The following is a 9,593-nucleotide window of genomic DNA, read 5'->3' on the forward strand; positions in this document are numbered from 1 at the left end:
TCACCGGGCACCGGTCAGCAGCGGACGCTGTGCTCGCAGTCGAGCCGGCGCTTGATCTGCGCCTCGATGGCGGCCGCGCGGGCGTCCACGGCGTTGGCCTCGCGGAAGTGGCCCCGGCTGCGCAGGCGCTTGGCCTCCTGGCGGAGCTTCGCGGCCTGGACCTGCAGTGCCGGGATGTCGACCGTCCGGTACGCGCGGGGTACGCGTCCGGCGCCGGTGGTGTGGACGGCCCGGTCAGAGCTCGTCGTGCCAGGCGAAGGCCGTGATCCGCCATCCGTCGGGGGTGCGGACGAACTGGATGGTCTTGGTGCCGCCGCCCTCGAACGGGACGCCGTCCAGGACTCCGGACTTGCGGTACTCGCCGAACCGCGAGGCGACGCCGCCGACGATCTCCGTCCGCTCGGAGGTCTCCCACTCGGAGAACTCGACCAGGCGGCCCTCGGAGAGCAGCCGCACCCGCGGCTCGATGAACTCCTCGACGGTGTATGCCGTGAACTGCGGGTTGGTGCTGACGATCACGCCGCCGGGAAGCATCAGGCGGCGCAGCCGGGCCACGTCGGCGGGCTTGCCGTCACGGTTGTCGAAGGCGCCGAAGAACTCGGTGGTCAGCTGGTCGATCTCACTCTTGGACACGGTGCGACGGTAACATTGCACAGGCCTGCGGCGGCAGGGGTCGGGCGGACCACGAACGACCGCCTGCGGGCCGGAACCCGGCTCAGGCGGTCGGACCGTGCGCGTGCTCGCGGAGGCGTTCGGCGAGGGCGAGGAAGACGAAGACGTTCGGCGTCGTGCTCACCGCGGCACTGGTGAGCGCGCGCCACCGTCCGGCGACCTTCAGCCTGATGACACCGTCGAACACCTTGATCTCCTGGATCTCCTGCCACCGTGCCGACTCGCGCGCCGACCCGACCTCGTGCCTTCCGTCGGAGGCCAGTGCGGCGATCGCTGCGGGGAGTCGGGCGCGGGTGACCGCGTCCTGGACGGCCGGCCCCCACTCGCGCGGGTCGGTGAACCTCCCCGGCTCCGCGACCTCGCCCACGCCGTCCGCCCGGCCGCGCAGAACGACCTTCCCGCCCGCGACGTCCGTGAGCGTGTACTCGTACGACGTGTATCCGCCGACTCCGGTGTGCCGCACGGTGTTCTGGAGGACGGACGTGCTCTCGTAACGGGCGGCGTGGATCCGGCCCTTCACCACGGCGGTGAGGCCGCGGTCGTAGAGGTCGAGCCGAACACCGCTGTTCTTCCTGGCCGTCGACCGCTCCAGCGGGATGCCGATCAGGCACAGCACGAGCAACCCCAGCGGCAGCACCGCCATGGCCGTCCCCGCGGTCAGGGACAGGGCGAGCGCGATGCCGCCCAGGACGAGGACGGCGGCCGCGGCGCAGCCGACGGAACCCGACTGCGACTGCGCTCCCGGGTACACCGCGCGCCGGGCACCCAGGCCCGCGCGGGCCGCGGCCTCGTCGACGGCGGTCGGCAACCGGCCTTGGTCGTCCGTGCGGCTGTCCTGTCCGGTCATGATCTCCCCTTGACGGTTCGGCGCGGTGCGCACCGGACGGGGCCGTGCGGTGCAGTGCCACGCTTCCCGCCGGACGTCCGGGCGGACAGGACACGGCACCGGCCGGATGTGACCGGTCGTCACCGCGCCCGTGCGACAGCGCTGCACCGCACCGCACGCCCGGCGGGAATCGTCGGACACGCCCTAGGATGCGGCTGGTCGCAACGGGGTGCCCGGGGCGGGAGTTGCTCCGAAGGAGGGGGACGGATGGCGGGCCGGATGCTGTCGGACCGGTACGAGCTGGAGGAGTTGCTGGGCCGGGGCGGCATGGGCGAGGTGTGGGCGGCCCGTGACCACCTGATCCGGCGCCGCGTGGCCGTCAAGCTGCTGCACCCCCAGCGCGACGCCGACTCCGCGGAGGAGCTGTTCTTCCGCGAGGCGCGCACCGCCGGCGGGCTCAACCACCCGGGCGTGGTCACCATCTTCGACCTGGGGACCGACACCGACGGCACGCCGTTCCTCGTCATGGAGCTGCTGGCCGGACGCGACCTGGGAACGGTGCTGCGCCAGGACGGCCCGCCCGAACCGGCCGTCGCCGTCGAGTGGGCCACCCAGGTCGCGGACGCGCTCGCCGTCGCCCACGCCGCCGGGGTCGTGCACCGGGACCTCAAGCCCGCCAACCTGATGCTGACCACGGCCGGTTCGGTGAAGATCCTCGACTTCGGCATCGCCCGCTACCTGTCGACCGTGACCAAGGCCAGTCGCATCATCGGCACCCCCGCCTACATGCCTCCCGAGCGGCTGGAGGGCAAGGCCGGCGACGGCCGGGCCGACCTGTACGCGCTGGGCTGCGTGCTTCACGAACTGCTCACCGGGCGCTCCCCGTTCGGTGACCTGGACGCGGCTGCGCTGATGTTCGCCCACATCGGGCGGGTGGCTGCGCCGCCCAGCGCCCACCGCCCAGGCGTGTCCGCCACCCTCGACCTGCTCGTCGCCGACCTGCTCGCCAAGAAGCCCGAGCACCGGCCGACCACTGCTGCCGAAGTCGCCGACCGCCTGCGTGCGATGGCCGTTGCACCCCCGAGGCCGCGCACCGCGGAGCCGGGCCCGGCGGTTGTCGAGCCGGTCCCCACCGCCGTGGACGGCGGCCCGCGCGAGGCGGTGCCGATCCCGACCGCCGTGGACCCCGACCGGGACCGGCGCGGGCCGGCCCAGGCCACGACCCGGGACGCCACTGGCCGCGGCGCGGTTGCCGTGCAGACGCCGCCGGCGGAACCGGCGGAACCGGCGGAGCAGGAAACGCCCGCGGAGTCCGCCGACTCCCCGCCGCCTGCGGAGACTGCACCGGAGACCGACGAGAAGCCCCGCAAGCCCGCGATGTCCCGGCCGCGGTCGGTGGTGGGAGCCCTGCTGCTGCTGTTCCTCCCGGCGGTGACGGTCTGGGTGACCTCCGGATTCACCCACGCCTACCAGGCGGAGCCCGGCCCGGCGGTCTGGAAACTGGTCGTCTACGCCGTGGTCGCCCTGCCGGCCCTGGTGCTGGCCGGGCTGCCCGCCGTGGTCGCCTACTCGGTGATGAGCGTGGACCGGGAGGAGCCGGGCTGGCTCGTGGCCCTGGGGCCGTCCGTCCTGTTCCTCGGATGCCCGGTCGTCTTCGTGCTGAGCCTCATCGATCCCGGCTGGTTCGGCGTGCTCGGCACCTCGGCCGCGGTGGTCCCCCGTCTGCTCGGCCTCGTCTGATCCCCGCCGACAGGCGGTCTTCGCAGGCGCCTGACCTGGGGAAACGGGTGACCGGTCGTATTCGGCCGGTCGGTGTCCTGGCTGCTGACCGTCCGCCGACAGCACGATGTGACGCGTCGGAAGCAGCCGACGCCGCGTCGTCGCACCGTGCTGACGATGCACCGGATCAGTCGGCCCGGACGAGGGCCACCCATGCCGAACCAGGGGAGTACCAGCATGTCCGACTCGCGTGCGAGCAAGTTCGTCCGCCGTTGCAAGGCCGTCGTCGGTGCGACCGCGCTGGCGTTCGCCGCCGCCGCGGCCGTCCCGACCGCAGCGCAGGCCGAGCCCGTGCACCACTACTACATCGAGATCGGCGGCACCGGCGCGACGATGGAGGCGCCCGGCTGCACCTCCACCTTCTACTTCGCGAACCAGCACCTGAACGGCGGCATCCCGATCCCGGTCTGCTACCCGGCCAGCGGCGGCCCGTTCGTCGGCAGCCACAACGAGATGCCGGCGCCGTTCGCGGCGAGCTTCGGCGACAGCGTCGACCAGGGCTTCCGGAACGCGCTCGCCGCGCTCGAGAACGCCTACCGTGCCGACCCCGCGGGCCACTTCACGATCGCCGGGTACTCGCAGGGTGCCTGGGTCGGCGACCTGCTGCTCCAGGCGGTTGCCGACAACGCCACCGCCGTCCCCCGGTCGCAGGTCGACGGGATGCTCTACGCCGACCCGCTGCAGCCCGGCACCGGCTTCTGGCACCTGGTCCCGCGCGGGGTCTACCTGCCCGCGGTCGCGGTGTCCCCGGGCACCGGCCCGGCGGAGTTCCCGGGCGTCCCGGTGCAGCGCTTCTGCATCCGTACCGACGGGGTGTGCGACGCGACCTCGCTGGAGTCGTTCGGCGGCTTCCTCAAGCAGCACCCGCTCTACTGGCAGGAGGGCAGCATCATGACGCAGACCCTCGGCAACACCGGCGGCAACGGCACCGTCTGGCTCCCGGCCGCCGCCTGACGGAAGGCACCCGGGCTGGCCGGTCAGCTCCGGTCGGCCCGGTCCTCCGCCGCCCCGCCGCGGTTCGCGGACCCGGCGCGGTCCGCAGGCCCCGCACCGGAGTCGGCGAACCGCGCCGGCGCGTACTCCGCCTGCTGCTGCCGGTAGGAGTGCGCCAGGTGGTGCTGCAGCCGGACGTGCCGGAACTGGTAGACGGCGCCGGTCTGGCGCAGCACTCCCCGGCGGTACGCGTCGTCCAGGAAAGCGGCCGTGTCCCAGGGCAGTTTGCCGGTCAGCGGCAGCCAGACCCGGGACAGCACCACCCACTGCCCCCAGGCGGTGAAGGAGAGGACGTACGACAGGGCGCCGCCGATCCCGCCGACCGCGCCGATCAGGAGCCCGTCCGTGAGCCCCCAGGACATCGGCCCGAGGAAGCCGCGCAGCAGGCCGACGATCAGGTACCCGCCGACGGCGATCGTCACGACGAGCAGCGGTGCCAGGACGGCGAGTTGCCGGGCGGCCGTCGCCCGGTTCGAGGAGAGCAGGCCGGTCGGGGTGGCCGCGGAGGCGACGTCCAGCGGCGCCTCGAGGACGGCCACGAGCCCGAAGACCAGTCCGGCGGCCGAGCCGAAGATCAGCCCGAAGGCGAGCATGTTGATGAGCGTGCCCTGGAGCACGTACACGTTCGTCAGCGGCAGGCCCGTGTAGACGGCCCGTTCGAGGGTGAGGGCGCATGCGCAGCCGATGCCCATCACGGAACCGCCGAGCATCCCGCTGCCGAACCGGCCCACGAAGGTGCGCACGGGCCCGCGGCCCATGCTGTTGCGGGCTCTCGGCAGCCGCAGCCGGAACCGGGCCGGCTCGAACGACCGGCCGCCGGACGCGGCCAGGACGGCGTACACCGAGCCGAAGGCCAGGCCGGCGGCCGGGCCCATCAGCGCCCCCTGCAGCAGGGCCTCGCCGAGGCCGGTGGGGGTGATGAGCAGGGTGACCGCCCAGTCGGCGCCGGCGACGCACAGTGCGGTGGCCAGGACGACCGCCGCCGTGCGCGTCGGCCGCCGCAGTGCGGCGGAGAGCTGCCACCAGGCGAGGTCCTGCTGGTCGCGGTCGAGCCGCACCAGGTGGTGGGCGAGGAATCCGAGCCAGCGCCGGGCGGAGTCCGGGTCCCGGTTCTGCGGCCCGCCGGGCCGGCCGTCGGCGGACTGCTCGGCGGCGCGCCGCCGGTAGACCGTCGGCACGAAGCCCGCCAGCAGGTGGTCCTCCAGGGAGTGCGCGGTGGGGAACCTTGCGCCGTCCAGCAACTCCGCCGGGCTCCGGTCGCGTGCGTCGCTGTACATGGTGCGGGCCAGGATGACCATCAGCGGGGTGCTCAGCACCTCGGCCAGGTGCCTGCTCGCCGGGCTCTCCCCGGCCCGCAGCTCCGCCAGGACGTCCTCCCACACCGCGCCGGCCGGGCCGCCGCCGTCGGCCTGGGCGGCCGGCCGGGCGGTCCGCGGCAGGTAGTCCGCGAGGTCGTCCAGGGTGAGGTCGGCGAGCTCGATCCCGGCCGCCCACACCAGCGGTGTGCCCGCCGCCCGCACGGCCTCGGCGAACTCGCCGCGGCGGCTGGTCAGGACGAGCGGCAGCGAGGTGGAGTTGAGCGCCTCCAGCGCCTCGCACCGCAGCCCCTCCGCGATCTCGTCGAAGCCGTCCAGGACGGGCAGCACGAGGTCGGCGTCGACGAGTGCGGCGGCCAGGGTCGCCCCGCTGGGGACCCGGCGGGCCAGGTGCGGGTGGTCGCGCAGCAGCCGGCCGACCAGCCAGTCCCGCAGCACCGTCGTGGTCGGGTCCCAGGAGCCGAGGCTGAAGATCACCGGCACCCGGTCGGCACCGGTCCGGGTCTCCAGGAAGTCCAGGGCGAACCTGATCGTCAGGATCGACTTGCCCGAGCCGGCCCGGCCGAGCACCACCAGCCGGCCGGAGGAGATCCTCCGGTAGACCTCGGCGGCACTGCGCAGATCACCGCTCAGGTCCACCCGGTCCGCCGTGGCGCCCGGTTCGAGCCGCTGGACGTTCTCCGAGTGGTCCGTCAGATCCGGCGGCGCCTCCCGCCAGCGCACCGGGAGCGGGAAGGGGTCGTGGACCCGACGCTGCTCCTCCTCGCGCCGCCAGCGGCGCCGCACCTCCCGCGCCAACTCGTCCGCGGCGTCGGCGAGTGCGCCGCGCACCGGCGGCGGGCCGGGCGGTCTGGGGGCCGGCAGGGCGGCCGGCGCACTCCCGGCCCGGCCGAGCGTGGCCGCCAGCAGCCGGCGGTCCTCGGGGCCCACCTCCAGGGCGTCCGCCAGCAGGTTCACCGTGCCGAGCCGGTGGTCGGTGGCCTTGCCGGTCTCCAGTCTGCGGATCGTACGGACGCTCACCCCGGACCGCTCCGCCAGGAGCTCCTGCGTCAGCCCCGCCTGCGTGCGCAAGCGGCGCAGCAGCGGCCCGAGTTCATCCGTCACTGCACTCCCTCTACTACTCCCGGGTAGGCCGAACCGCGGACGAGCCTACCCTGACGGTCGGTCATATATGGCCGGTGCCATGGCCTGTGCTCCGACCAGGGTGAACAGCAGCATCGGTGCCGGGGCGTGTCTCACGGATCTTGCCGGGCGGCGCGTTCCGTCGGGCAACCCGTGAGGAGAGGACATGGCCTACCGCTACTGGTGCGGCGAGTGCGGATTCAGGACGGCCTGGCTCGGCGAGTCCGAGGGCGAGCGGCAGCAGGTCGAGCACTACCGCCGCAAGCACCCCGGCATCCCGCCCGGCGGCCACGTGGAGGTCGACCGGAAGGACCCCGGGGGAGGCCTCGGCTGCCTCCGGCTCGTGGTCGTCGCCGTCGTCCTGCTGGCCCTCGCGGCCTCCTGCCGCCGCTGACGAAAGGAACGAAGGAACCATGGGAACGAACGACGACGAGCAGGGCTGGGACGCGGCCAGGGCCGCACACCGGGCGCTGCACGGCATCCTCGTCGAAGGCAAGCGGGCCGGGCAGGTCCAGGACGACCTCGACCGGGCGGGGCCGGCCTTCATCGGGGTCTTCTGCGCCTTCTTCCGCAACGTCATGGAGCGGGCCCTCACCGGGCACGAGAGCGTGGACAACGTCCGGTCGTACCCGAACCGCCTCAAGGCCGCCCACCCCGGGGAGCTGGCGGCCCTCCGGACGTACCCAGGACCGGACCGGCGCGGTGCCGTACTGACCCGTGAAGCCGTGGCGAGCCGGTGCCGGTGCTCTTGCGCTTGGCAGTCAGGATGGCTGGACTTGGTCGAAGAGGGCGAGGGCTTCTGTGGGGTCCGGGCTCACGAGGCGTTCCAGACCGGCCGTCGTGATTTTCGCCCACCTGCCGGCCCGTGCCCACATCTGTTCCTCGAAGGCGCGGACGGCCTCGTCCAGATCTCCAGGGCAGGTAGTGATGGCCTCGGCGAGTTCGGCGCCTTCCAGCATCGCGAGGTTCGCGCCCGCCCCCAACGGGGGCATCAGGTGGGCGGCGTCGCCCAGTAGCGTCACCCCGGGGACGTGGGTCCAGGTGTGGGACACGGGCAGGACGTAGAGGGGGCGGTGGACGAACGCGATGCCGTGGCGGAGGAGGTCGAGGACGGGAGCGGCCCAGCCGTCAAACAGAGCCAGCAGGCTCGATCGCACGGCCTCGACGTCGGCCAGGTCCAGGTTCGTGTGCCAGTCCAGCGGCGCGCGGAACTGGGCGTACACCTTGACGTGGCCGCCGCCGTTGCGCTGGGCGACGAGGGCGCGGTTCACGCCGTACACAGCCACGGAACCGTCGCCGATCAACCGTGCGAGGTCGGGGTGACGGGCGTCGACGTCGTCGAGGGAGGTCTCGACATAGGTGACGCCGGTGTAGTGCGGCGTCACCGGCGAGACTGCCGGGCGGGTCCGGGACCAGGCGCCGTCCGCGCCGACCACGAGGTCGAACGTCTCCTGTCGCCCGTCCGCGAAGTGGACCAGTGCACCGTCCCGGGTTCCCGGCACCACCTGCGTCACGCCCTGCCCCCACCGGACGTCGAGAGGGCCGAGCAGCAGGTCACGGAGTTGCCCACGGTCGATCTCGGGATTCGCTCGGTCATCCGGGCGGGGTCGCCAGTCACGCAGGACGGTCCCGGCCGTGTCCAGGATGCGCATGGCCTGCCCCTCGGGACGGGACAGCGCCTGGAACTCGGCCAGCAGCCCCGCCTTGTCCAGTGCGAGCTGGCCCATCCCCTCGTGCAGGTCCAGCGTGCCGCCCGGGGGGCGTGCGTCGGGGGCGGGATCGCGTTCGAAGACGGTGACGGGGTGGTCATGGCGTTGCAGGACACGGGCGAAGGTAAGGCCGGCAGGGCCGCTCCCGACCACTGCGATGCGATGTCTCATGTCGATACACTGTATTGGCTCATTACGATACATCGCAACGGTACGATGTCACTATGACTGTGTGGGACCGGCCGGAGCCGCCGACTCAACCCGTGCCGCTCGACCGGGAGCGGATCGTCGCCGCCGCCATCGCGCTGGCCGACGAGGGCGGGCTGGAGGCAGTGTCGTTGCGCAAGGTCGCCGCGCGCCTGGATGCCGGTCCTATGAGGCTGTACCGATACATCTCCACCAAGGAGGAGTTGTTCGACCTCATGGTGGACGAGGTGTACGCCGAGATTCTCCCCGAGGAGCAGCCAGGTGACTGGCGGGAGGCGTTGCGCGTCCTCGCCCAGCGCACCAGGCAGGCCGCTCTCCGTCACGAATGGCTGGCCGACCTGCTCGGCGGTCGCCCGGCCCTGGGTCCGAACGGCCTCGCCGTGACCGAGGCCACGCTGGCCACCCTCGACGGCCTCGCCGATGTCGACACCGTCCTGCGCGCCGTGGAGACTGTCAGCGCCTACTTCATCGGCGCGATCAGGCGCGAGATCGCGAACCTGCGGGCCGAGCGCGCCACGGGCCTGTCCAAGCACGACTGGCAGCGCACCCGCGGCCCGCATGTGACGAGAATGTTGGCCACGGGCCGCTTCCCGGCGCTGGCCAAGGTCGTGTACGACGGCACGGACGTGGACGCCGATACATCCTTCGCAACCGGCCTGGACTGGGTCCTCGACGCCGTGGCCACCAAACTCACCCGGCCGTCGGCGTGACGCTCGGCCCCTGCCGAATGTGAGCGAGGTTGGGGTCGCCCGGATCAACCGTTGGTGAGCGACCCGTCGACGTGCAAAGCCGCTGCTTTGATGTGCGGCTCAAAACCGTCACGGACATCTACGCGACACATCGCCTCAGTTCAGAGTCCACCCGCACACATCGAGAGTCGGTAAAGGCGACATCCTGGAGCTGTACCTCCAGGGCGCCTCCGCCCGCTACGTCACCGGCACGTACTGACCGGGTGGCCCGCAAGGAGCG

8 protein-coding genes are annotated in these 9,593 nt (G+C 72.8%); 4 read left to right on the top strand and 4 right to left on the bottom strand.

Features of this window, described 5'->3' with window-relative positions; translation table 11 throughout:
• Nucleotides 1–234: 234 nt before the first annotated feature.
• Both AB0M03_RS14425 and AB0M03_RS14430 read right to left on the bottom strand, forming a co-directional pair.
• The gene (locus tag AB0M03_RS14425) at nucleotides 235–633 is read right to left on the bottom strand and encodes a DUF4440 domain-containing protein (RefSeq protein WP_363491753.1); all 399 of its coding nucleotides are present in this window, start codon (nucleotides 631–633) and stop codon (nucleotides 235–237) included.
• Between the two features lie 82 nt (nucleotides 634–715).
• On the bottom strand, nucleotides 716–1,519 hold the full coding sequence (locus AB0M03_RS14430; protein WP_363491755.1) for a DUF6585 family protein: 804 nt from the start codon (nucleotides 1,517–1,519) through the stop codon (nucleotides 716–718).
• 246 nt (nucleotides 1,520–1,765) lie between these two features.
• Here AB0M03_RS14430 and AB0M03_RS14435 point away from each other — a divergent pair, with 246 nt between their 5' ends.
• Both AB0M03_RS14435 and AB0M03_RS14440 read left to right on the top strand, forming a co-directional pair.
• Complete coding sequence (locus tag AB0M03_RS14435; RefSeq protein WP_363491757.1) at nucleotides 1,766–3,238, top strand: protein kinase; 1,473 nt, start codon at nucleotides 1,766–1,768, stop codon at nucleotides 3,236–3,238.
• A gap of 216 nt (nucleotides 3,239–3,454) precedes the next feature.
• A complete protein-coding gene (locus AB0M03_RS14440) occupies nucleotides 3,455–4,231 on the top strand; it encodes a PE-PPE domain-containing protein (RefSeq protein WP_363491759.1) in 777 nt (258 codons plus the stop codon).
• 23 nt (nucleotides 4,232–4,254) lie between these two features.
• On the opposite strand, the gene AB0M03_RS14445 is transcribed toward AB0M03_RS14440, so the two are convergent.
• On the bottom strand, nucleotides 4,255–6,690 hold the full coding sequence (locus tag AB0M03_RS14445) for a helix-turn-helix domain-containing protein (protein ID WP_363491761.1): 2,436 nt from the start codon (nucleotides 6,688–6,690) through the stop codon (nucleotides 4,255–4,257).
• Nucleotides 6,691–6,874: 184 nt separating this feature from the next.
• Between AB0M03_RS14445 and AB0M03_RS14450 the strand changes: the two genes are divergently transcribed.
• A complete protein-coding gene (locus AB0M03_RS14450) occupies nucleotides 6,875–7,102 on the top strand; it encodes a hypothetical protein (protein ID WP_363491763.1) in 228 nt (75 codons plus the stop codon).
• Between the two features lie 367 nt (nucleotides 7,103–7,469).
• On the opposite strand, the gene AB0M03_RS14455 is transcribed toward AB0M03_RS14450, so the two are convergent.
• Nucleotides 7,470–8,588: an NAD(P)/FAD-dependent oxidoreductase gene (locus tag AB0M03_RS14455; protein ID WP_363491765.1), complete on the bottom strand. Its 1,119-nt coding sequence runs from the start codon at nucleotides 8,586–8,588 to the stop codon at nucleotides 7,470–7,472.
• A gap of 53 nt (nucleotides 8,589–8,641) precedes the next feature.
• On the opposite strand from AB0M03_RS14455, the gene AB0M03_RS14460 reads away from it, so the two are divergent.
• Nucleotides 8,642–9,334: a TetR/AcrR family transcriptional regulator C-terminal domain-containing protein gene (locus AB0M03_RS14460; RefSeq protein WP_363491767.1), complete on the top strand. Its 693-nt coding sequence runs from the start codon at nucleotides 8,642–8,644 to the stop codon at nucleotides 9,332–9,334.
• Nucleotides 9,335–9,593 lie beyond the last annotated feature (259 nt).

Origin of the sequence: Kitasatospora sp. NPDC051914, from assembly GCF_040680995.1 — a bacterium.
Classification (GTDB): domain Bacteria; phylum Actinomycetota; class Actinomycetes; order Streptomycetales; family Streptomycetaceae; genus Kitasatospora.

Excerpts from the sequence above, each read along its gene's own strand:
- AB0M03_RS14450 (WP_363491763.1), top strand. The coding sequence starts at position 6,875 with ATGGCCTACCGCTACTGGTGCGGCGAGTGCGGATTCAGGACGGCCTGG.
- AB0M03_RS14435 (WP_363491757.1), top strand. The coding sequence starts at position 1,766 with ATGGCGGGCCGGATGCTGTCGGACCGGTACGAGCTGGAGGAGTTGCTG.
- AB0M03_RS14430 (WP_363491755.1), bottom strand. The coding sequence starts at position 1,519 with ATGACCGGACAGGACAGCCGCACGGACGACCAAGGCCGGTTGCCGACC.
- AB0M03_RS14455 (WP_363491765.1), bottom strand. The coding sequence starts at position 8,588 with ATGAGACATCGCATCGCAGTGGTCGGGAGCGGCCCTGCCGGCCTTACC.
- AB0M03_RS14460 (WP_363491767.1), top strand. The coding sequence starts at position 8,642 with ATGACTGTGTGGGACCGGCCGGAGCCGCCGACTCAACCCGTGCCGCTC.
- AB0M03_RS14440 (WP_363491759.1), top strand. The coding sequence starts at position 3,455 with ATGTCCGACTCGCGTGCGAGCAAGTTCGTCCGCCGTTGCAAGGCCGTC.